Source organism: Salmonella sp. JXY0409-18, from assembly GCF_020268625.1.
Classification (GTDB): domain Bacteria; phylum Pseudomonadota; class Gammaproteobacteria; order Enterobacterales; family Enterobacteriaceae; genus Salmonella; species Salmonella enterica.
In genome coordinates, this window is sequence record NZ_CP084216.1 from 4,168,506 (window position 1) to 4,193,655 (window position 25,150).

At 48.0% G+C, this 25,150-nt stretch carries 9 protein-coding genes; 3 read left to right on the plus strand and 6 right to left on the minus strand.

The genetic code is table 11. The annotated features are described in order from the left end of the window. Positions 1-107 precede the first annotated feature (107 nt). Entirely contained in the window at positions 108-1,457 is a 1,350-nt protein-coding gene (gene ghxP / locus LDB27_RS20340; RefSeq protein WP_000106907.1) for a guanine/hypoxanthine transporter GhxP, read from the minus strand. A gap of 145 nt (positions 1,458-1,602) precedes the next feature. Between ghxP and LDB27_RS20345 the strand changes: the two genes are divergently transcribed. Further along, positions 1,603-1,824 carry a hypothetical protein gene (locus tag LDB27_RS20345; RefSeq protein ID WP_001530555.1) on the plus strand — a complete coding sequence of 74 codons (222 nt, stop codon included), beginning with the start codon at positions 1,603-1,605 and terminating at the stop codon, positions 1,822-1,824. On the opposite strand, the gene LDB27_RS20350 is transcribed toward LDB27_RS20345, so the two are convergent. Both LDB27_RS20350 and soxR read right to left on the minus strand, forming a co-directional pair. Next, positions 1,805-2,473, minus strand: coding sequence for a glutathione S-transferase family protein (locus LDB27_RS20350; protein ID WP_000958575.1), 669 nt, complete (start codon positions 2,471-2,473; stop codon positions 1,805-1,807). The genes LDB27_RS20345 and LDB27_RS20350 overlap by 20 nt on opposite strands. Before the next feature lie 292 nt (positions 2,474-2,765). Next, on the minus strand, positions 2,766-3,224 hold the full coding sequence (gene soxR / locus LDB27_RS20355; protein ID WP_000412686.1) for a redox-sensitive transcriptional activator SoxR: 459 nt from the start codon (positions 3,222-3,224) through the stop codon (positions 2,766-2,768). Positions 3,225-3,310: 86 nt separating this feature from the next. On the opposite strand from soxR, the gene soxS reads away from it, so the two are divergent. Next, positions 3,311-3,634: a superoxide response transcriptional regulator SoxS gene (gene soxS / locus LDB27_RS20360; protein ID WP_000019483.1), complete on the plus strand. Its 324-nt coding sequence runs from the start codon at positions 3,311-3,313 to the stop codon at positions 3,632-3,634. On the opposite strand, the gene LDB27_RS20365 is transcribed toward soxS, so the two are convergent. Next, complete coding sequence (locus tag LDB27_RS20365; protein ID WP_000083655.1) at positions 3,622-5,223, minus strand: EAL domain-containing protein; 1,602 nt, start codon at positions 5,221-5,223, stop codon at positions 3,622-3,624. The two genes, soxS and LDB27_RS20365, sit on opposite strands and share 13 nt — an antisense overlap. 562 nt (positions 5,224-5,785) lie before the next feature. On the opposite strand from LDB27_RS20365, the gene LDB27_RS20370 reads away from it, so the two are divergent. After that, positions 5,786-6,067: a YjcB family protein gene (locus tag LDB27_RS20370; protein ID WP_000719058.1), complete on the plus strand. Its 282-nt coding sequence runs from the start codon at positions 5,786-5,788 to the stop codon at positions 6,065-6,067. A gap of 277 nt (positions 6,068-6,344) precedes the next feature. Here the strand turns inward: LDB27_RS20370 and siiF are convergent, their stop codons facing one another. Together siiF and siiE are read right to left on the minus strand one after the other, a co-directional pair. Further along, positions 6,345-8,411 (minus strand): SPI-4 type I secretion system protein SiiF, encoded by a 2,067-nt coding sequence (gene siiF, locus LDB27_RS20375; RefSeq protein ID WP_000358567.1) that lies wholly within the window; start codon positions 8,409-8,411, stop codon positions 6,345-6,347. Positions 8,412-8,450: 39 nt separating this feature from the next. Further along, positions 8,451-25,136 (minus strand): non-fimbrial adhesin SiiE, encoded by a 16,686-nt coding sequence (siiE, locus tag LDB27_RS20380; RefSeq protein ID WP_046380565.1) that lies wholly within the window; start codon positions 25,134-25,136, stop codon positions 8,451-8,453. Between the last annotated feature and the right edge of the window lie 14 nt (positions 25,137-25,150).

Genomic DNA, 25,150 nt, shown 5'->3' on the forward strand with positions numbered 1-25,150 from the left:
CATGCCTCGGTTTCACCTTCTTCAGATTAACGCAAAAGGTAACGTGATGTGTCCTGAAAATGAAAACGGGCGACCAACGCCGCCCGTTTTTCAGAATGAAGGCAGAACTAGATAGCCCAGCCGCCAGCATAAAAAGCGACCAGCGCGACCGCAATGACGACAGTTCCGATATTCAGCTTACGCCATTCGCCGGAAACCAGACGCCCGACGACCAGCGTGGCAAAGCCGATCATAATCCCGGTGACAATGTTACAGGTCAGTACAATAAATACAGCCGTTACCAGCCCCGCCATCGCATCGACGAAATCAGCAAAATCGATTTTCGCCACGTTACTCAGCATCAGCAGACCGACATACATGAGCGCCGGGGCGGTTGCGTAGACGGGAACGAGATAAGAGAGCGGCGAAAGAAACAGGATCAGCAAAAACAGCACGCCCACGGTAATCGCCGTCAGGCCCGTTTTACCGCCCGCCGCCGTACCAGCCGCAGACTCGATATACACCGCCGCAGGCGCCGCCCCGACCAGGCCGGAGAAAACGCTACTCAGGGAGTCGGTGGTTAGCGCTTTACCGCCATCGATAATTTGTCCATCTTTGTCCAGCAGATTAGCCTGCCCTGCGACCGCACGGATCGTTCCGGTCGCATCAAACACCGCCGTCATCACCAGCGCCAGTACGCTTGGCAGAACGACAGGGTTTAACGCGCCCATAATATCCAGGCTGCCGATCAGTGAGTTGCCGTTTTCATCGCTCAACGAAGGCATGGCGAAAATGCCGGAAAAATGGACGTTAGGATCGAAGAGCAAACCCACAATAGAAATGCCAATAATGGTCAACAGAATGCCGCCGGGGACTTTCAGCTTTTCCAGACCGAGAATAACAGCCAGCCCCACGAGCGACATAATCACCGGGAAGGTGTCGAAATCGCCCAGCGCGACCGGCAGGCCATCCAGCGGGTTTTTAATGACCAGGCCGACGCCGTTGGCGGCAATCAGCAACAAAAACAGGCCAATACCGATACCGGTTCCGTGGGCCACGCCCTGCGGCAAGTTACGCAAAATCCAGCTACGAATGCCGGTGGCGGAGATAACGGTAAACAGTACGCCCATCAGGAATACGGCGCCAAGCGCGACCGGTACGCTAATATGCTGCCCCAGGACCAGGCTAAACGCGGTAAACGCCGTCAACGAGATAGCGCAACCGATAGCCAGCGGCAGATTCGCCCAAAGCCCCATAACGATAGAGCCGACGCCTGCGACCAGGCAGGTCGCTACAAAGACGGCGGCAGGCGGGAACCCGGCTTTACCCAGCATCCCTGGCACCACGATGACGGAGTAAACCATCGCGAGAAACGTGGTTAAGCCAGCAACGACTTCCTGGCGAACGGTGCTCCCGCGTTGTGAAATTTTAAACCAGGCGTCGAGTGAACCGCCGGTACGCGCTGAAGGCGTAGACATAGAAAACATCCCCTGAGAATTTATTATTCGTCGGTATACGCGGGAGGTAATCCACTAACAGCGCAACGTTATCTCCTTGTGCTACATTTACGACAACCGGGGCGCCGCAAAAAAGCAAACGTTTAGCTCCACGTATACAAAACGGGTGGCAAAAAAAAAGCAAACGATTATCCAGCGATCATCAACGCTTTTTCAACTGAACTTTGCCGCTTTTTATGCTTTTCTGCTTAGTATGCTCAATAAATCGCCAGACGATGCGCAAACGTTATCGTCCCTGCGCAATCCAGCAACAATTTTTCGCATCGCTGTTAGCAAATACGTTGCGCAATCTGCTCACAAAAACGCCATTATCCGCCGGGAATGGTAAACGGACCGCCCTGCTGAATCGCTCGCTGCCAGGCTGGACGCATTTCTACCCGCGCTTTCCATGCGTTGATATGGTCGAGATGAGCGATCCCGCCTCGGGCAAGCAGCGCAAATAGCGGGAAGCTCATCTGAATATCCGCCATACTTAACTGCTCTCCGGCAAACCAGGGGTGATTTGCCAGATGCCCGTCAATAAAGCGCGCATGGGTTTCCAGTTGCGGATTGAGGTACGCTTTTTGCGCGCCCTTACCGATAACGCCGCCCAACGTTCGCAGGCCCAATGGTACCGGCGGTTTACCCAGAGAGGTAAAGAGCAGTCTCATCAATAGCAAGGGCATGAGCGAACCTTCAGCGTAATGTAGCCAGAATCGATAGTGTTGTTTCCCCTGCGCATCCGCAGGTTTAAAGCGTCCGATACTGTCGTAAGTGTCCTGCAAATATTCCAGGATGGCGCCCGATTCCGCAATAACCATACCGTGATCTTCGATAACCGGAGACTTGCCCAGCGGATGCACTTTTTTCAATGCCGGCGGCGCCAGCATGGTCTTTTCACGCTGGTAACGCACAATCTGGTAAGGCAACGCCAGCTCTTCCAGCGCCCAGAGGATGCGCTGCGAACGAGACTGATTTAAATGGTGCACCGTCAGCATGGCTGTCTCCTGTAAGGTATGCCAACTAACTATAGAAAATTATGGCAGTTGCCGTAAAAATTTCGGCTAAAAAATCAGCATTTCGCTGGCGAACAGGGCGTCGTCGCTTACACTTACAGTATCAACACAAACCGGAACCTCCACCACGTGCTCGATATGAGGGGTGTTGACGTCGGGGGAAACCCTCCTGTAATCAGCGGGATAGAGCGAAAGACAAAGACCGGAAACAAACTAAAGCGCCCTTAGCGGCGCTTTAGTTTTAGGTGAACTCAGCCCGATGGCCGAGTGCATGTTAATCATCTTCAAGCAGCCGGGCACCCGTCCCGTGTTCGCCAAGCCTGTCGCCTGGATTTCGCAGCGGACAGTCGCTACGCGATAAACAGCCGCAGCCGATACAACCGTCCAGCTCATCGCGCAACGCCACCAGCGTATGAATACGTCGGTCTAACTCTTCGCGCCACTGCGAGGAGAGCTGCTTCCACTCTTTCGCGCTTAACGTATGTCCTTCCGGCAAGATACCAAACGCGTCGCCGATAGTTGCCAGCGGGATGCCGATACGCTGGGCGATCTTGATAATCGCGACATAACGCAACACGTCACGCTTGTATCGCCGTTGGTTACCGCTATTACGGATACTGGTAATTAGCCCTTTGCTTTCATAGAAGTGCAGGGCGGACACAGCAACACCGCTACGTTTCGCAACTTCCCCCGGCGTCAGTAAGGCTTTTAAACGGGGAGATTTTTTTTCCATAAATCGCTTTACCTCAAGTTAACTTGAGGAATTATACTCGCCCGCAGACAAAACGACGAATCGAATACTGTTTAAGAGGCAACAATATGTCGCATCAGCAGATAATTCAGACCCTTATCGAATGGATTGATGAACATATCGACCAACCGCTAAACATTGATGTGGTGGCAAAAAAATCGGGCTACTCCAAGTGGTATTTACAGCGGATGTTTCGTACGGTAACGCATCAAACATTAGGCGAGTATATTCGCCAGCGCCGTCTCCTGTTGGCGGCTGTTGAGCTACGAACGACCGAGCGCCCGATTTTTGATATCGCGATGGACCTGGGCTATGTATCGCAGCAAACCTTCTCGCGTGTATTCCGCCGCGAGTTCGATCGCACTCCCAGCGATTACCGTCACCGCCTGTAGGGCGTCTGCCCGCGTATCGTCAGAGGCGCGGGCGTTTGTTGTAGCCAGGAGATGAATTCCTGCGGTGGTAACGCCTTCGCAAAGTGCCATCCCTGACAATACTGAACGCCGCGTTTTAGCAACCAGCTAACCTGTTCAGCCGTTTCAACCCCCTCCGCAATGATTTTTAGCCGCAAACTTTGCGCCATTTCAATAATATGTTCCACAATCAAATGGCTGGCGCTATTAGTGGTTAGCGTGTCGACAAAAGATTTATCAATTTTTAAAAGGTCGACATTTAATGAGTACAGGTTATGCAAGTTCGAATAGCCGGTACCAAAGTCATCAATTGCCACCTCGTATCCCGCCTGGCGAAACGCCTGAATAATCGGCGTCATTTTAGGCACATCAATAAATCCGCGCTCGGTCACTTCAACCTTTATCTGTTGCGCAAGCACTGAATGCTGACGCGTTTTTTCATGAATCATCACAATTAGTCGGGAAGAGAGAAAATCGGCGGCAGAGAGATTGATAGAGACATAAAGATGCGGGTGCGCGGCCAGAAAACCACCTAAATCATTAAATACCTCTTCGACGACATAATCGGTGATCTGCTCAATCATCCCCTCTTTTTCCGCCAGCGGAATAAATTCGCACGGGCTCATCACCGGACCGTGATAGCCCGGCCAACGCAATAGCGCTTCGGCACCTACACATGTCCCGTTTCGGATATCAATGATCGGCTGATAATGAAGGCAAAGCTGGTGCCTGGTAATGGCCCGTTGCAGCAATCGACGCGGTGAGTAATATGCCTGCCGGGATCGTGACCACATAAATAAGACGATAATGCTACAGATGATCCCTAACGGTAGCGTTAACGTAAGCTGATGAAAGAGGTTCTGGTAAAAGCGTTGCTTTGAGGTTGACACAATCGCGGCAACCGGTCGTTTTGCTGATTTAACCAGAGTATAAAAACGCTCACCCTGTTGGAACACAGGTTCACTCCGTCGTACCAAAGGTAATAGGTGATCAGCCTGCGCCTGTTCACTCAGAGAGAAAAAGGTGTTGGTCACCGTATCATACATTCCCCAGGCCAACGCCGGATCGTCTGACATCACCTCGCTATAAGATAAGGGATTGATAACCGCGACATAGTTTCCCCGCTGCATATATGTCATTTTATAACCGTTGAAAAAAGGCGTATCACGATAGTAATAAATAGCGATGTCAGGCTTTCGTTTATAGTCAGCGCGGGGAATAAAATAAGGACTTGTTGGCGTCATAACCGTAGAGCATAGAAAACGCTGGCCCTTAGCATAAATCAACTCATAAATGTACAAACGACCGCGGATAATATTCAGCATTCGCTGTTGATGGGCTGGCGTACAGGCTTGCCCCTGATATTGTTCAGCGGCATCGCGGGCTAAATCTGCTTGCAGGATAACCCGCTCCGTTTTATCTAATACCAACTGCGCAAATGAATGTAACTGATTTCTGGTTTCAGAGACTGCCCGGATATGAGCAAACCAGATCGCCAGCAATACAGGAAGTAACACCACAATGATCGTTCCGAGAAATCTCAACACCTTGCGTCGTGTGCTTTGACTCATTTTCAGCCTATTTCCCTGCATTATTTGTGACTATTGTTGGCAAAATAAGACGTGAACCAAACGGAGGTTTACGGTGCATGAATTTATCAATATTAGCAACAGACTTTTACCGATCAACATTTACCATTAATAACTAAGCGCAATCTCTCTCGCATACCAGGCAGGACGCTAAATATTTTTGATAACATCAGATTTATACCTAAGTAAACGATGGGGTATACATCTTTACTCCTTTCTTTTGATAAATAACTTGATATTTTTATCAGGTCTGAATTTCACGAAAAAAAATAAAAGAGTAGTAATAATACATCTTTGCTTTCCGGCTGTTTCTCTACGGACGCGCAGAAGTCACACAAAAAATAAGGTTATAAAACGCACAAAAAATACATTGCCGATCTGGCGAACAAGCCTGTTTTTGTGATATAGTTCACAAAAACAATGAAACAGAAACAATGTTTCATTCGATGTTGATGTGACGTCCGTTGATAGCCAGAATGTCCCACGTTTCCCGGGAACAACGCTGTGCTGTCCTGGACAAAGGTCTATTCAGAGGAAATGTTTCATGGCTGCCATAACCACTGGTGTCGTTCTTCTCCGCTGGCAACTGTTGAGCGCCGTGCTCATGTTTTTAGCCAGCACGCTCAATATCCGTTTCCGTAAATCAGATTATATTGGTCTGGCGGTGATCAGTAGCGGTCTGGGCGTGGTATCCGCCTGCTGGTTTGCCACCGGTTTACTCGGTATTACCATGATGGATCTCGCTGCGATCTGGCATAACATTGAAGCCGTAATGGTCGAAACGATGAGCCAGACCCCGCCAGAATGGCCGATGGTGCTGACCTGATACGCTATCGCTGCCGATGAAGCCGCCCACCGGTTATCTCAACGCGGAATCGCGCGCCAGGAGTAGCCTTGCGAACCATCACGTCCCTCGCATTGCCGTTGATGAGGGCCGCCAGGTGTGGTTATCCAAAAATGGCAAGTGGAATAGCCCTAACAGAATCGAGCTAAACTTATTGAAGACATTGCCGACTCGTTAAATGACAAAAAAGACCCGTTTGTGCAACGGGTCTTTTTTATTAAGCAGTACCACCTGATAACAGCGACAAGCGCTGCTTATTTTACATTAATAATTTATCCGGAGAACAATCACGGATTATTTTTCCACCTTTCATTACCAGAACCCGGTCAAAATACTTTATCAGATATCGACGATGCGTCACCATGATCAACGTTTTCCCATGAATAAACTCATCTAAGTTATCAAAAATTTGCTTCTCGGTATTTTCATCCAGATTTGATGTTGGTTCATCCCATAAAAAGACGCTGGCGTTACTGCTCAGACTACGTGCTAATAATAACTGCTGTTGCTGTCCGGATGACAGGTTTTTAGCCATAAAATTCACCGGAAACTTCAGCCCCATAGGATGTTGCAAGATAAAACCACAGTTCGCCAGATGGAGCGCCTTGAGTACCCGGCCCCTGTCGTTTTGCGGTTTTAACGCGAAATTACTTTCAATGGTTCCGGTGAATAAAACATCATGTGTCGTCACCACGCTTAAATGCTGAGAAAAAAAGTTCTGCGATAAATGCCCTAAGTTATATCCATCATATAAGATGGCGCCGTCTGTTGGCGAAAGGTAGCCAGATAGCATTCCCAGTAATGAGCTTTTTCCTGCACCGCATTCGCCTATCACTGCGACACGCTGCCCCGCAGGTATGTCTATAGACAGTCGGTTAATAATCATCGGAGATTGAGCGTCATACTGATAACTCACACCCCGAATAGAGATATCGCCATTGCACTTTGATATGGACTGTAATGCCGGTGTTTTTTCTGCCTGATCTTCATCAAAAAAAGAAAGCAGATCCTTACCGGTTTTTTCTGCTGATAAAATAGAGATTAATGTAGAAGAAAAATTCGAAATGATCCCGGAAATACGACCAGAGACAATGACAGATGAAACAATTGCGCCAGTAGTAACATCACCCTTGATTACCATAAAAAAGGCTATTACCATAATAGTTATTTGGGTAATAGATGACATACTCCCCAATATAGATTGATAGATAAGATTTAATTTCCTTATCTTCAGGTTAAGATACGACTGTTCATTTGATGTGTTGACCCAATCAAAAAGTAAACCTTGATTATTTAAGGTATGGATCATTTTAATAGATAAGAAAACCTCTGAGATGAAGATATTCCTGTTCTTCTGTCCTTCTTTTTGTTTGTTCATTAACTCATTAGTATAATGGTGGTTAACGAGGGAAATAATAATAGAGACGATAAACATGGCAACAGGGACAATAACGACCAGACCTAAATTTACATATATAACAATGAGAAATATAATAAATATTGGAATATCGGCTATACGTTGAAAGATCGAGTTTAATAAAACGGGTTTAATTTTCTGAAACTCATTCCATAGCACAAATGCTGATGACATGGATCTGCCATTTTTCTTTTTACTATAAAGTACCGCTTCAAGAAATGCGATATCAATATCGACGTCATCCTGCCTTGCTGTGATAGACTGATAAATATCTTTCGAAGTACGAAGGATAAACTCAAAAACAATAAATACAGCAACAATTATAGCCACGCCAAATAAAGATGAAACCGAAGCACTTGGAACAAGCTTATCATAGAACAGATTACTAAATACTGGAATAGTTAACGCAAAAATTGCCATAAAAAGAGATGAAAAGAAGTATTTAGTATAAAAAATCTTGTTCATCGATAAAGAGTTTTTTATGATATTTTTTACTCTTATACTATCAACAACTTTATTTAAAGGTAGTATACTAAATGCAGATAACTCTTTTAAATATTCATCTTCAATTTCAACATAACAGAGTTCACCGCGCGCGTTTACCAACTTTATTTTTTGCCCGCCACTCACACACACCATCCACTTCATTTCTGGTGTTAATAGTAAAATCGGCATAGGCTCATTTAGTAAATCCTCACCATTATTAAATAATATATCCTGTAGAGAAAGCCCTAACGACAAAAAGAAATTCTTCATTTGTATAGAGTCGTCAGTGTTATTTCTGTCGTACTTTTTAAATCTTAAATTTATATCATCTTCTTTGATGTCAATTTTTATGTTGAATTTTTTAGACACTATAGATAATGCCGTTTCCGCACTTAAATAATAAGGTTCTAGTTTTTTATCCATAAGTAAACCCCCTCACCCAAAGGTGAGGGGTCTCCGTTATTATGCGTGTTCTTCTTGATTATCTACAGGTAACGTAACTTCATTAACGGCGAAAACTTCAATAGCGCCGTTATTGTTGTGCCCTACAGAACTCGTTGAAGGGGAATCATTAATATCATCCTCGGTCTTTCCTCTTGCATTCATTGCGTTCACAATATCCGCCGAGGAGTGATCGACTGAGAATGTTTTCTCCTTAATCAGGAAATCATCGTCCTTATCAAGGAATTTCACGTCCATAGTATATTCACCATCTTCCAAAGATAGCGGAACTTCGAATATTGCTTTCTGGTTAGTTATCGGCAGAGTAAACTCTTCTCCTTCAAACATAACACTGACATTAACAATATTCTCAGGTACTGATATTTCAAAAGAAGGTGTCTGACTAATTGAACGATCTATTTCATCCCCAGAGTCAGCGTTTAACAAGGTAATACTATAGGCTGTCTCCTTCACCACGCTTTCTTCCGCCGCAGACGGCACTGTACGAAGATGCGTAGCGCTTTCGGCATTCACTGTTTCAGACTCCGGTGGAGTAACCGCTGTTGGCGTGGCGTCATCGCTCGCATCGTCATGCTGGCTATCCGCTGTTACCGTCACCGTTGAGTCAACCGTCACCTCCAGCGAAGCAGATTGCAGTGAGTTCCCCGCGCGATCCACCACCGTCACGCTCAGCGTGTAGGTACCATCATTCCAGGCGGCTGGCGGCGTGAAGGTCCAGCCATCCGCGCCTTGCGTCGCCTGATAGATGTCTGTCACGCCATTATGCGTCACGTTTACGGTCACCCCGGTCACGTCAGCATCAATATGCTGCAGCGTGAACTTAGGCTGGGTGTGATTGTGATTCGTCACGTTATCGCTGTCTGAAGCGCCATTGCCTTCACCTGCTGCCAGCGCAATCTCCGGCACGGTCAGCGTACTGTCGATCGTAACGGTAATGGGTAACGAGTTTTTCTGATTACCCGCGGCATCGCTTGCGATTACCGATATCGTATAGGAACCATCAGCTAACGGTGTACCTGGCGTAAAGAACCAAACGCCATCGGCATTTTTTTCAGCATTATATACGGTTCCATTGATATCGACCTGAACGACCACAACATCGCTTTCCAGATTCCCGATAATAAAGGTAGGCTGATTATCTCGCGTAATATTATCGCCCACCGTACCACTGTCTGAGTCTGGAGATAATGAAATAACAGGAGTCTCTTTCATGATATCGAGAGGGACATCATCACTCCGGTTACCAATCGCATCCACACTCGTAATGGTAAACTTCCCTTCCGATGGATACGGGATCGCCATACTCCATTTACCATTATCAGGAACGGTTAACGTATAAGTATTCCCATTACTATCGGTTATTATTAGCTGAGATTTGGCTTCCGCCGTCCCCTGCATAATAATTAGATCGTTGACAATATCTGAATAAGTTACGACCGGAGCGTTTGGCGGCGTTCGATCAATAAATATTTCATGTACCTCTTCCTTACGGTTGCCTGCGTTATCCTCAATACTCAAAGTGATATCGTATTTCCCTTCCGGAAGCTGATCGGTCGATAACTCCCACTGCCCATTAGCCGCAACGACAGCGGTTGCCAGCGTGACCCCTGCCACGATTAATGATACCGTAGCGCCAATTTCCCCCATACCTCTCATGGTAATAGTGGAGCTATTACTCCACCAGTCCGTTTTCGATGATGATTTATTGTCATCAAGCTCGCTGGTAAATACCTGGATATGCGTATCGACCCAAATGGAATACTTTTCCTGATTTACGTTACCAGCACGGTCCGTAGATTTAACAGTGATATCCAGCTGGCCTTCTGTGAAATAAAGCGGGTTCACCGGCATCTGCCAGTGGCCTTTGTCATTAACCCAAACTTCCCCCACATTTAAGCCATTAATGATGATTTCTATTTTGCTATTGGGCTCGGCACTGCCACTAAACAATAAGTTACGTGTCGTGTCCGTTATATATATTTTGCCATCACTACCGGTCATCTCTGCTAACGTTTGTCCACCGATAGAATCAATGGCGACAGGCGTCGTATTAAAGGTATCGATAGTAAAGTTTAGCGTTTTCGAGGTAGCCGTGTTGCCTGCTTTATCGGTGATAACATAATAAATGCTATGGGAACCATCGCCCAACGGTGACTCAGGTCGATAAACTTGATTTCTGTCCGTCACCGTGATCGTATCGACTAACACCCCATCAATGAAAATCTGAACACTCTGGTTCATTTCTCCATAAATACTAAACGCAGGCCGGGTTTGACTCGTTATACTATCATTACTGAAAATACCGTTATCAGAACCTGCCATCATAACAGGATTATCGATAAACGTACTGGTATCTATCGTGACGAGTAAGCGAGGCGATTCTGCCGTATTACCTGCCGGGTCTTCGGCAACCACTCGGATAGAATATTCACCATCTTTTAACGCATTATCAAACTGATAGGACCAGGTTCCATCTTCAAGCACAAGAACATTTGCCACGATCTTTTCATCCACATAAATATGGATTGTGGCTCCCGCTTCTGCGGTGCCAACTAACACAGGCTTGTTGTGACTAGTAATCAGATCGTCAAGTGAACCAGAGTTGCTCGCATCTTCAAGGTTGAGCGTTGGGAAGTCGGTTGATGAATCGACATCCACGCTATAATCCTTGCTCACTTCAGTGTTGCCAGCAACGTCAGTAATGCTGAAATGAATATTAAACGTACCATCATCTTGCAGCAGTATCGGCGCGCGCCATGTGCCATCAGCCTCAACCATAACAACGTTGACTAATTTACCATCGACAAAGATGCTGACCTGAGAACCTGCCTCCCCGACACCTGAGACTGACAACGCCCGGTTATTAGAGAGGGCCGGTAATGAATCTTCATCAATGTCAAAGACAGCAATTTGAGAATCGATTGTCACGGTTGTAATCGCAGACTCAACCCGGTTACCAGCAGTATCCGTAGCAACAAATTGCACCTGATACTCGCCGTCGGCGCTATTTGCCGGCATGGTATAGCTAATATTACCTGACGAACTCGCCTCTACTGTGCCTTGTAACACACCATTAATATAAACCTGTACCGTCGCGCCGGGATCGGTCATGGCAACCAGTACCGGAGACTTATTATTGGTAATCAGATCATATTTATCACCGCTATTAGTATCCCGACTTAATGAAATATCGCTGATTTCAATCTGCGTATCATGTTCTATCAGGATATCTTTTTGTTGGCTGTTGCCCGCTTTATCTTCCGATACCACGACAAAGGCATTACTACCTTCACGCAGATCTAATTCTGCGCTCCATCGACCATCATTGCCTACCACCAGGGTAGCAATAACCACCCCCTGCGGATTCCTGATGGTTAAAGTACTTCCGGCTTCGGCAGTACCATCGATGGTGACATGAGATTTATTGGTGATCCAGTCGCCAACTTTGCCACTGTCATCAGCTTCGCGTAATACCACGGTTAACGGCGAAATTACCGTATCCAGTATCACATTCTGCGGACCAAACTCTCTGATATTGCCGGCAACATCTTCAACTTTAAACGTTAATACATAATTACCGTCATTACCCAAAGCAGGTAATACTACGCCCCAGTGTCCTGCGCCTGTCGTATAAGCAATCGCTTTTTCAACGCCATTCACAAAGATAGTGATTTTGCTGTTTGGCTCACTGGTGCCGCCAATCTCCGGCGTCACCGTATTGATATATCCGCCCTCATGCATTCCAGATATATTCCATACCAGTTCAGCAACCTCGGTATCGATAGTGACATCAACGGCGGTGGAACGCAGTTCGCTATTATCGCGAGGGTTGACGATACCCACCTGGACGACATAATGGCCATCTTTCATTTCCGATAACTGGAAAGTATATCGACCCGCTGTATCCGCTGTCGCCTCGCCGACCTTCACGCCATCCACATAAATACTCACAATCGCATTAGGTAACGTGTTCCCAACCAGGGTCGGCGTTTTATTATTCGTGGTAAAGTCTCCTAAGGCACCACTATCGCTCTCCTCGCTGAGCTTTATGGTTGGAGGCGTGACATCAATAACAGGTATTACGACAGGAAAGTCGACCTGCGACGATTCATTACCCGCTTTATCTTTGGCAACAATGCTCACAACATAGGAGCCTGGCGCTAATACTGATGGCGGCGTCCAACTCCATTCGCCATTCGCATTGGCGTTTGCCGAGCCGACCACTTTCCCATCCCACTGAATCATAATCGTCGAGAACGCTTCGGCTAGCCCTTTGAACTCAGGACGCAGGCTGGTTGCTTCATACTGATCATCAATAGATGGATCCGAAAGGCGAATGGTAGGATCGATCGTAACCGTATCGATAGTGAATCTTTCCTGCGTTTGCGCAGTATTTCCCGCGACATCTGTTGCGACGACGTTGATGGTATACATGCCATCCGGCAGTATATTCGGCGTCACACTCCAGTTGCCATCGGCGCCAACCGTAATCGTGTGTTTTAGAACCTCCCGACCTGACTTATCATCAACAATGGTAATCACCAGTTTCGCATTGGGCTCTGCAGTACCTTCGAATTTGGGATTTTGCTTATTCGTAAGGTTATCGCTATTGGAGCTGCCGGTATCAGATGCTGGCTCCATTCTGACACTGACGCTTGTCGTGGTATCAATGGTAAAGGGCAGCTTAGTTTCAGAAGTATTTCCGGCAATATCTCTGAAGACAACAACGGCTTCATATACGCCATCGTTTAACGCAACGGGAACCTGAAATTCCCAGAGGTTATTGCCATTTGCCGTAACCGGATAAGAAACGCCGTTAATTCTGATTACAACAGTATCAATATCGGCGGGTACATTGCCAATAACGAAACGTGGTTTAGTGACACTCGTAATATTATCAACAGCGCTTTCGCCAGTATCATCCGCATCCAGCAAATCAATACTGGGATCAGAAACAATAGTGTCTATTGTGAATGATACCTCTTTGCTAATTTTATTACCTGCGATATCTTCAGCCACTATTTCTATTTTGTAAGTTCCATCCACTAACGGTGTATCAGGGGTAAACAGCCATTTATTACCTGCCCCCTGAGTCAGTGTGCTGGATTTCCCGTTTAAAATTACCGTCACGCTCTGCAGCGGTTCTCTGGCTGAAATTTCAAAACGTGGAGAGGTAATATTCGTAATACCATCCGTAGAATCCTTTCCGGCGTCGTCCAGCATCACGACGCTCAGGCCGTCAATCTGCGTATCCACGGTGAAGCCCAGCGTGGAATTTGCCGTATTCCCTGCCCGATCCGTCGCCTGGACATGGAGAGTATAATGACCATCAGACAATGCGCTACCTGCAGTAAATTCCCACTGCCCGGCCGCATTTTTACTGATAGGCGTCCAGTTTACGCCATCGAAAGAAACCAGCACCGATGTCACATCATCAGGCGTTGCAATTTCAAAAGAGGGACGGGTAGCATTGGTGACATTATCGTGATCGTTGACGCCGCTATCTGTTGTTAACGTAACACTGTCAATCTGAACCTGCGTGTCGATTTCAATCTGCAGTTCGGCCGATGTTTTGGTATTACCAGCAATATCCGTTACGGTAACAGAGATCGTATGCTGACCGTCAGACAGCGGTTGATCCGGCGTAAAGGTTAAATTCCCCCCTGTGTTTTCAATGGTGTAATCCCGACCATCAATATGAACCACAATGTGTGATACATCATTATCGACATTACCGATAATAAACACCGGTTTGTTAATCCTGGTAAGATTATCATTAGTATCATCACCAGTATCATGGGTGGGATCGAGTACAATTGTCGGCTCTCGCAGAGTCGTATCAATCGTAAACTGCAGCGTTTCTTGCGCAACGTTGCCAGCGATATCAGTCACATCAACCAAGAGAGTGTGTTTCCCATCAGGTAATGCCGAACCGACATTAAATATCCAGCGGCCATCCCCTCCTTTTGTGAGTTCAATCCAATTAGCGGCGTTATCGATTTTAACGCGCACATGGGTAATATCATCAGCGGTAACAATACTAAACTGCGGCTTGTCGACTTTGGTAATGTTATCTACATCGCTATCACCGCTATCTGTAACCAACGTGACGCTTTCAATTTCAGCCGTCGTATCTATCACAACAGGTAATGGTTTCGATGTCGCGGTATTTCCGGCCTTATCTTCAACCGTAACGGTAATATTATAAGAACCATCCGGAATGGCATTGCCTGGTGTAAATTGCCAACCAGCCCCAACCTTAGTCGCGTTATAATCATGACCATCAATCGTCACCACGACTTTAATAACATCGGGGTCAACATTACCAATCGTAAAGGTGGGTCGTGAAATATTAGTAATATTATCGGCGGTATTCGCTCCGGTATCTTGTCCTGCGTCTAAAGCAATAGTCGGAACCTGTATATTAGTATCGATATTAAATACTAAATCTTTATTCGCAATATTACCTGCCTCATCCGTGGCCTCTACGCGAAGGGTATATGTGCCGTCAACCAGAGTATTCGGACTGTCAAAAATCCACTGTCCGTCGGCATTTTTGCGTATCACATTCCAATTAGCGCCACCATCCAGGGTTACGCGTACCTGGATGACATCACCGGGAACGTCAATTCTGAATGACGGTTTGGCAACATTCGTTAATTGATCATTCTGCACGCCAGTATCATTAAGCAATACGATATTGTTAATGGTTGTCGTGGTATCAATACGCACCTCTAACGGCGCAGATTCTTTTACATTCCCCGCCAGATCTTCCACCACAACGGCTAACTGATATGAGCCATCAGCCCAGCTCGCAGAAGGCGTAAAGCGCCATTGACCATTGGTGAATACCGCCGCTTCCTCGTGCGTTTTACCGTTGTAAGTTACTTTGACCATCACGCGCGTAACGTCAGAATCAACCTGGCGTATGTCGAACACCGGCCGATCGTGATTGGTGAGGCGATCGCCAACAGTACCGCTATCTTCGCCAGCTGCCAGTTCAATCACCGGCGTAGTCAACGTACCGTCTATCGTCACCTTTAAAGGCGCGGATGTTTGCTGGTTGCCTGCCACATCTGTTACCGTCACGGTGAATGTGTAGCTACCGTCCGCCAAAGCAGAATCCGGTCGATAACGCCAGCCGTCGGCTGATTCGGTGAGTACCACCGTTTTAAACGTGCCGTTATGCTCAATACTCAATTCCACGTGTCGAACATCTTTATCGATACTCCCCAACACAAATATCGGCTGAGTGACACTGGTCAGATTATCGTTCTTATTCTGTCCGGTATCCTGATCGGGCGCTAGCTCAATGGTTGGCGTCAACAACGTGATGTCGATAGTGAAATCGAGCGTCCCCGTCATCTTATTACCCGCACCGTCAGTCACTTCCACGATCAGGGTATGCTGTCCCTCTGGCATATCCGTCGGCCAGGTGTAATCCCAAATGCCAGCCGTCGAACTCTTGATTGCAGTAACCCAGGTCGTGCCGCCGTCAATACTCAGAAGAACCTTTTCCACATCATCCGGTACCGAGATCTGGAACTGCGGACGCACATGTTTTGTGATATTATCGCCAGGGACGCCGCTATCGTTGACTAATTCAATATGATCAATGGCTATTTGCGTATCCACTGTCACCGTCAGCGGCGTAGACGGACGCGTATTTCCCGCCCGATCCTCCACTGTCACCGTCAGCGTATAATCACCGTCGCCCCACGGCGCTGGCGGTGTAAAGCTCCATCCTCCAGCCCCCTGTGTCGCAGTAAACGAGGTTGTCGTTCCATTATGCGTGACGCTGACTGTAACGTTGATAACATCCGAATCGATATTCTGCAGAATAAAGGTCGGCCGGGTGCGATTGGTCATATCATCGCCAGGCGTACCGGTATCATCCGTGCTATCCAGCGCAATGGTCGGCGTCGACAACCGGGTGTCGATGAAAAATTCAAGCGTTTGCGTCGCCGTATTGCCCGCTCTGTCGGTGACCATGACGGTTAGGGTGTGTTTTCCATCGCCCATATCCGTTGGCCAGGTATAGCCCCAGACGCCTTCGATACCCTGCGCCGCGCTCACCCAGTTTGCGCCGCCATCAATGCTCAGTTGCACAGAATTCACATCCGCCGGCACCGTGATCTCAAACTGCGGACGGGTGCTGTTAGTTAGATTGTCATCCGGCACGCCATGATCATTGACCAATGTAATATCAGTAATGCTGGTTTGCGTATCTACCGTCACTATCAGCGGCGTGGACTGACGAACGTTTCCTGCGTTATCCGTTACCTCTACCGTCAGTGTATAGCTACCGTCCGCCCAGTCAGCATCTGGCGTAAAGCGCCACTGTCCTCCAACCTGGGTTAGTGTCACTTCCTGGCTATTGCCGCCCTGTGTGATCCGCAAAATGACCGATTGCGCATCGGAGTCAATATTGCCAATGGTAAAGCCCGGTCTTTTGACGCTCGTAATATGATCGCCAATGGCACCTGTATCGTCCCTGCTATCCATAGTGATGGTAGGCGTTGACAGCCGGGTATCAATGGTAAAATCGAGCGTCTGCGTCGTCTTATTTCCCGCCTTATCGGTCGCTTCTACCGTCAGGGTATGTAGCCCGTCGGTCACATCTTTCGGCCAGGTGTAATCCCAGCTCCCTGCCGTGCCCTGTGTTGCACGAACCCACGTATTACCGCCGTCGATACTCAGACGTACCTCGTTGACATCCCCTGGCACCGTGACGCGGAAGTGTGGACGAACGTCATTGGTCAGGTTGTCGCCGGGAATACCGTTATCATTAACCAGTTCAATAACATCGATGGTGATTTGGGTATCAACCGTGACCGTCAGCGGCGCCGAGTATTTTACGTTACCCGCTTCATCCTCCACCCTCACCGTCAGCGTATAGTCGCCATCTGCCCATGTGCCGGTCGGTGTCACGCTCCAGATGCCGGTCGCGCCTTTGGTGGCCGTCAGCACTTCTTTCGTGCTGCCATGCTGCACTTCAACCGTGACATACCGCGCGTCTGCGTCAATATTACCCAGTAAAAACGTCGGCTTATTCGCGTTGGTCAGGTTATCGCCTTTTATTCCGCTATCGTCTGTGTTGTCCAGCACGATAGTCGGTTCTGACAGTAGGGTATCGATGATGAAGTCCAGTTTCTGCGTCGTCTGGTTTCCCGCCTTGTCGGTCGCCTCCACTGTCAGGGTATGCTTCCCCTCTCCCACATCAGCCAGCCAGGTATAATCCCAGACGCCCGGCGTCGCGCTCTGGGTAGCGTTGAACCATGTCTTGCCGCCGTCAATGCTCAGGCGCACCTCGTTAACATCCGTCGGTACCTTCACCTGGAACTGCGGACGCACGTTATTAGTCAGATTATCGTCGGGAATACCGCTGTCATTGACCAGTTCAATGTTATTAATGGCGATTTGCGTGTCCACCGTCACCGTCAGCGATGCCGAATGGCTGGTGTTCCCCGCTTTATCTTCGACTGACACACTCAGGGTATAATCGCCCGCCCCCCATGATGTCGGCGGCGTAAAGGTCCATCCGCCTACACCTTTCGTGGCGTCAAATGTGGTGGTGACGCCGCCATGCTCCACGCTGACCGTAACGCGAACGGCATCATCATCAATATGTTGCAGGTTAAATGTCGGCTGGGTGCGATTGGTCATGTTATCGCCCTGGATGCCGGTGTCGTCCGCGCTATCCAGTACGATGACCGGCGTCGACAGCGTGGTATCAATAGTGAAGTGGAGTGTCTCCGTCACCGTATTACCCGCATTGTCAGTCGCTTTCACATTCAGCGTATAGTCGCCATCCGGCACGGTGCCCGGCCAGGTATAATTCCAGACGCCCGGCGTCGCGCTCTGTGTCGCCTTAACCCAGGTCACGCCACCGTCAATGCTCAGACTGACTTCGTTAACGTCCCCCGGTACCGTCACGCGGAACTGCGGATGGGCGTCGTTAGTCATATTGTCGCCGGGAATACCGTTATCATTAACCAGTTCAATAGCATCAATGGTGATTTGGGTATCAACAGTGACCGTCAGCGACGCTGAGTGTTTTTCGTTCCCCGCCTCATCTTCCACCCTCACCGTCAGCGTATAGTCGCCATCTGCCCATGTGCCGGTCGGTGTTACGCTCCAGTTGCCGGTCGCGTCTTTGGTGGCCGTCAGCACTTCTTTCGTGCCACCATGCTGCACCTCAACCGTGACATACCGCGCGTCTGCGTCAATATTGCCCAGTAAAAACGTCGGCTTATTTACGTTGGTCAGGTTATCGCCTTTTGTTCCGCTGTCGTCCGTGTTGTCCAGCACGATAGTCGGTTCTGACAGTAGGGTATCGATGATGAAGTCCAGTTGCTGCGTCGTTTTGTTTCCCGCCTTGTCGGTCGCCTCCACTGTCAGGGTATGCTTACCCTCTCCCACATCAGCCAGCCAGGTATAATCCCAGACGCCCGGCGTCGCGCTCTGGGTAGCGTTGAACCACGTCTTGCCGCCGTCAATGCTCAGGCGCACCACGTTGACATCCGTCGGTACCGTCACCTGGAAGTGCGGGCGCGCTTCATTGGTCAGATTATCGTCGGGAATACCGCTGTCATTGACCAGTTCAATATGGTCAATGGCGATTTGCGTATCGATGGTGACCGTCAACGGCGCTGAGTGGCGAATATTACCCGCCTCATCTTTCACCGTTACCGTCAGCGTATAGTCGCCATCAGTCCACGCGCTGCCGGGTACAAAACGCCACTGCCCGTTAGTCTGCGTCAGCTCCACCTCCTCGCTGTGACCATCGCGCATCACCTGCACGACGACCTGAGTCACGTCAGAATCAATACCGCCGATAATAAAACCCGGTGTTTTAACGTTAGTCTTATTATCGTTGGCGGTGCCGCTATCATCTGCGCTATCCAGCGTGATGGTCGGTGTCGACAATGTGGTATCAATGATAAAATTGAGCGTTTCCGTCGCCGTGTTGCCTGCAACATCGGTTGCTTTCACTGTCAGGGTATACGTATTTTCGACCAGATCTGTCGGCCATATATACTCCCAAACGCCGTCGGGCGTCAGCGTTGCGTTAACCCAGTTGATGCCGCCATCAAGACTCAGTTGCACAGAGTTCACGTCCGTCGGTACCGTAATATGAAACTGTGGACGTGCTTCATTGGTCAGGTTATCCCCGACAATACCCGTGTCATTAAGAAGTTCAATGCGATCAATAGACGTTTGCGTATCGATAGTCACCGTCAGCGGCGCAGAATAATTTGTATTACCCGCCTTATCTTCTACCTTTACCGTCAGCGTATAGTCGCCATCGGTCCAGGCTGCGCCCGGCGTAAAGCGCCACACACCGCCGTTCTTAATCAACTCTATCTGTTGGTTCTTACCATCATGCGCCACCGTCACCACCACTTTGGTCACGTCGGCGTCGATATTACCGAGGGTAAAGCCTGGCATCTTAACGTTGGTGATGTTATCGCCAGCGGCGCTGTCATCCGCACTGTCCAGGGTAATCGTCGGTTCTGACAGCATGGTATCGATGATGAAGTCCAGTTTCTGCGTCGTTTTGTTTCCCGCCTTGTCGGACGCTTCCACCATCAGGGTGTGAGGGCCGTTAGCCACATTCGTCAGCCAGGTATAATCCCAAACGCCCGGCGTCGCGCTCTGCGTAGCGTCAAACCACGTTTTGCCGCCATCAATGCTCAGTCTTACACCGTTAACATCCGCCGGTACTGTCACCTGAAAGTGCGGGCGTGCTTCATTGGTCAGATTATCGCCGGGGATACCGCTGTCGTTAACCAGTTCAATACGGTCAATGGCGATGTGCGTGTCCACTGTCACCGTCAACGGCGCGGACTGCTTCACATTTCCGGCCCTATCTTCTACCTTCACCGTCAGGATATAGTCGCCGTCCGCCCAGTCGCTGGTCGGCGCAAAGCGCCACTGTCCGCCGGTCTGAACCAGTGGCACCTCCTGTTTAATGCCATTGTGCATTACCTCCACTGTTACCCGGCTGACATCGGCATCAATATTGTTGAGGGTAAAGCCCGGCGTTTTAACATTGGTGATATTATCGCCCGCGATGCCGCTGTCATCTGCGCTGTCCAGCGAGAGGGTCGGCACAGACAGAGTGGTATCGATGGTGAAATCGAGCGTCTGTGTTGTCTTATTTCCCGCCTCATCGGTCGCTTCTACCGTCAGGGTATAGCCTCCGTCGGCCACATCATCCGGCCAGATATAATCCCAGACGCCCGGCGTCGCGTTCTGGGTAGCGTTGAACCACGTCTTGCCGCCGTCAATGCTCAGGCGCACCACGTTGACATCCGTCGGTACCGTCACCTGGAAGTGCGGACGCACGTTATTAGTCAGATTATCGTTGGGAATACCGCTGTCATTGACCAGTTCAATGTTATTAATGGCGATTTGCGTGTCCACCGTCACCGTCAGCGATGCCGAATGGCTGGTGTTTCCCGCTTTATCTTCGACTGACACACTCAGGGTATAATCACCATCCGCCCACGCCCCTGTCGGCGTAAAGGTCCATCCGCCTACACCTTTCGTGGCGTCAAATGTGGTGGTGACGCCGCCATGCTCCACGCTGACCGTAACGCGAACGGCATCATCATCAATATGCTGCAGGGCGAATGTCGGCTGGGTGCTATTCGTCATGTTATCGCCCTGGACACCGGTATCGTCCGCGCTATTCAGTACGATGACCGGCACTGACAGCGTGGTATCCACCGCGAAATCGATGGTCTTCGTCACTGTATTGCCTGCTTTATCAGTCGCTTCCACCGTTAGCGTGTATTGACCATCTGCCAGGTCTGTCGGCCAGATATACTCCCAGCTTCCTGCCACGCCCGGAGTTGCCTGAACCCACGAATTACCACCGTCAATGCTCAGACGGACTTCATTGACATCCGTCGGTACCGTCACACGAAAGTGGGGACGGTCGTCGTTGGTCATATTATCGCCTTTCACACCGCTATCGTTGACCAGTTCCACCCCATCAATGGCGATTTGGGTATCGATAACGACCGTCAGCGGCGCTGAGTAGTTGGTATTTCCTGCCTTATCTTCTACTTTCACCGTTAACGTGTAGCTGCCATCCGCCCACGTATTCCCTGGTGTAAATAACCAGCTACCATTGAGGTGGGAAAGTTCGATCTCTTCGCTCACGCCATTGTGCATCACCTGTACGACGACCCGATGCGCATCGGCATCAACACCGGAAATAGCAAAACCTGGCTTATTGATGTTGGTCAGGTTATCGCCTGCAACCCCCGTATCATCCTTAGAAAGCAGGGAAATCACCGGCGTTGATACTGTGGTATCGATAGTAAAATCGAATACCGCGCTGTTCGCTTTATTACCCGCAATGTCCTCAACCTTGACATAAACCTGATGCAAGCCTTCCGTTAAATCTGAAGTAAAGGTATAGGCCCATGAACCATCAGGTTGTTGCGTGGCAACACCGATCTGCGTATCAGACGCGGCATCCCATACCTGAACACTGATAATGTCCGGATCAATATCTTTTAGGTGCAAGGTAGGTTTAACGATATTCGTTAAATTATCATCTGAAATTCCCGAATCTGAATCCGGGCTCAATGAAACTATCGGTATTGAAATAGCAGTATCGACGCTAATTAAGAAAGGATCCGAATGGGCAATGTTGCCAGCGATATCTTCAACTGAAGCGGTTATTCTATGATCGCCATCAACCAAACCTTGATCGGCTTTCAGGGTATACTCCCATCTGCCATCTTTATTTGTTCTGACCTCAGCGATCAGTGCACCATCAATATAGAGTTTAACCGTTGAATAGGGTGCAGCGGTTCCTGTCAGTGCAGGATTCTTTTCATTAATAATATGGTCTGTATTATCAACCCCCGTATCGTTGACCAACTCTATTGTTGGTTTTTGCGTTTGCGTTACGATTTGGAAATTATACGCTGATGAGGAGGCAGTATTACCGGCAATATCTTCTACCTTTACCGTTACGTCATGCGAGCCATCGGATAACGCTGTGGTAAATTGAAAATTCCATACACCATCATCGCCAGCAATAGCCTCGCCACTTAACACACCGTCAACATAGATGGAAACCTTAGCATTAGCTTCAGCCATCCCGGTAAACAACGGCGTATTAATTTTAGTAATCATATCGCCTTTAACGCCAGAATCAGCGCTATCATGCAACATAACAGTAGGGATCGGCGTAAAGCTATCAATGGTAAGCTGATAATCTACAGATGACGTTCTTCCTAAAGGATCGATGGATTCAACCGTAATCTTATAAACATTGTCAGACAGATTTCGGGAAATATCAAAATTCCAGTTACCGTCTGCATCCGCAGTCGTCACGCCTATCGTTTTACCATCGATAAGGATATTTACGGTAGCAAACCTATCCGCTGTTCCCAGTAATGTCAGAGCATTATGTTTATTGGTAATCCAGTCGCCTTTTGCACCGGAATCATCACTGGCATCGAGTTCCGCTTTTGGAGGTACAACTTCAGTTTGAATAGTAAAAGAATATTTAACAGTAGAGGATTTATTACCGGCGGCATCCTGAGAAATGATTTCAATATCATAGGCACCCTGAAGAAATTTATTACTAAACTGATAATTCCAGGTCCCGTTTGAGTCAACCTCAATGCTGTCATATAATTTACCATCTCGCATCAATAAGATGGTAGACTTTGGCTCTGCCGTACCGACTAAAGCCGGTAAATCATTCCCTGATAAAATTATACCATTCGGTAAAACAACAAAATCCTCCAAAGAAACTGTCGGAGGTACAGGGGCAACAGTATCGATAACGTAACTAAAGGAAAAATCCTTTTTGTTGCCAGCGACATCTTCAACAGTGAACGTAAGATTGTTAACCCCTTCCACTGAGTCGGAAGTGAAATTGAACGTCCATTCGCCCTTGTCATTCGCTTTAAAAATAACCTCTTCGCCAGTCTCACTATTTATGACACTGATAATAGCATTTGGCTCAGTTTTACCTGTAAAGGTTGGGCGAGTATTGTTAGTAACGTTATCTCCAACAATACCGCTATCATCAGTCGTTTCAATCTCAGCGCTGAAATAGCTGATACGTGTATCAATAGTAAAAGGCAGATTTGCCGTCGCTGAGGTATGCCCGGCAATATCAGTAGCTGTTGCTGTTATATTGTATTCGCCATCCTTGAGCGGCGTAGTGAGCGTATAGCTCCATGTCCCATCTTTAGCAACAATGACCTCACCAAGATGTTTAAGTCCAAGATAAATAGAGACTGTAGAACCGGGTTCCGCCACACCAATAAATGTTGGCAGGGTGCTATTAGTAATGCTGTCATTTTTAATGCCGGAATCACTACTATCATCCAGCTCAATCGTCGGCTTTTCCGGAGCAATGGTGTCGGTTATGATACTATCCGTCGTTTCGTTTTTATTACCTGCTTTATCCACGGCAACGACTTTTATACTATTTTCGCCCTCAGATAGTTCATTATCTTTAAATTCATAACTCCAGTTTCCATCTTTATCGACATCAACGCTGGCAACCAGTTTATTATCTACATAAATGTCAACCTTGGCATTCTCTTCCGCCGTACCAACAATTGAAGGCGTCAAGGTCGGCGTTAAGCCCTTATGACCAGACACACTACTTTCAGGCGAAAGTTCAAATGTTGGCTTATCGGTAACGGAATCGATAGTAATGACAAGTTTGGCGCTACCGCTCCCATCAGCAGTCTTGGCCTCTGCCTCCAGATTGTATGTTCCATCAGTCAATGTTTCAGGCGCAGTGAAGGTGAAGTTACCCAAACTATCCGCTACAGCCTGACCGACAGCAATACCATTAATTTTAATAATGACCGTGGCATTGGGAGCAGTGCTACCTACAAACTGAGGTTTGGTAAAATTAGTTATACTATCATCTTTGCTACCGCTGTTACTCTCGGCCGCAAGCGCTAATGTGACTTTAAGCGGCTCTTTAACAGACTCGGCATCGAGCTTATTTTCCTCATTTTTACTGCTATTACTTTTGCCAGTGCTGGTATTTTTATTAATAGGTTGAGGAAGAACTTTTTCAGCATCGTTCTGTTTAGAAGCCTGCGTTGCTTTAGCCTGTGTATTTTGCTGGGAAGCATCGCTTTGCTGAGCCAGATTGTCTTTTGCTACATTGTCAGCCAAAAAGTTCTGCAGCATTTCTTCAATTTGCTTTGACGAGTTCTGTACTTCAAACGCTTCATTGAGCGCTTTTTCTGCAGCCTCCTTAGCTTTCTCAGCTTCTTCCTTCGCCTTATCAGCTTCTTTCTTTGCGTTTTCAGCCTCGTCAAGCTGCTTTTTTAATTCCTCTTCTTCCTTCTTATTTCGTCGTTTGCCATTACCTTTCTTTTCTACCTGAGCAGAATCAACCAATGAGCTGTCAATTCTCTCTAGTTGAATATCTTTTAAATCTACGCTGCCCAGAATTTTAGCGCCGGTAATAGTCTTATCTTTAAATTTAACAGCGAGGTTATTGCCTTTGATACTTGAATAAAGAGCGCCATTGACAATGATCACTGACCCATGCGGCGTCGTAATGTTCATGTCTGGCCCGGAAAGAGAAACTTTTGCGCCTTTGGCATTACCCAAAGAAGATAAATCAATTACAGAATTTTGATCGGCAAAAAACTTTTGTATGCTTTTATTTCCCATAATATTATATTCAC